The organism is Bradyrhizobium sp. MI1.11 (genome assembly GCF_055811255.1).
This window is the reverse complement of record NZ_JBVVPM010000213.1, coordinates 1-375: the sequence shown is the minus strand read 5'-3', so window position 1 is coordinate 375 and position 375 is coordinate 1. Positions and strand designations below refer to the sequence as shown.

Annotated in this window: 1 protein-coding gene; it reads left to right on the top strand. The window is 56.8% G+C overall.

The features are described from left to right. Window positions 1–375, top strand: a 375-nt coding sequence (locus AC0L30_RS43150) for an integrase core domain-containing protein (RefSeq protein WP_473406808.1), incomplete at both ends; no start/stop codon positions are given.

Below are 375 nucleotides of genomic sequence, written 5' to 3'. Positions count from 1 at the left end.
TCGATCCGCGGTTCAGCTATCGAGGCGAGGACGTTGTGCTGACTCTGGAGCGCATCTGCAAAACCGTCGGTTACCCGAAGAGCATTCGTGTGGATCAGGGATCGGAGTTCATCTCCCGCGATCTCGACATCTGGGCTTATCAAAGAGGCGTTGTGCTCGACTTCTCACGTCCCGGCAAGCCGACGGACAATAGCTTCATCGAATCCTTCAACGGCAAGTTCAGAACCGAATGCCTGAACATGCACTGGTTCCTGAGCCTTGACGACGCCCGGCAGAAAATGGAGGATTGGCGTAGAGACTACAACGAAGTCCGGCCCCATAGCGCGATCGGCAACAAGGCGCCGATATCGCTGTTGAATGGCTCATCGGCGCCCC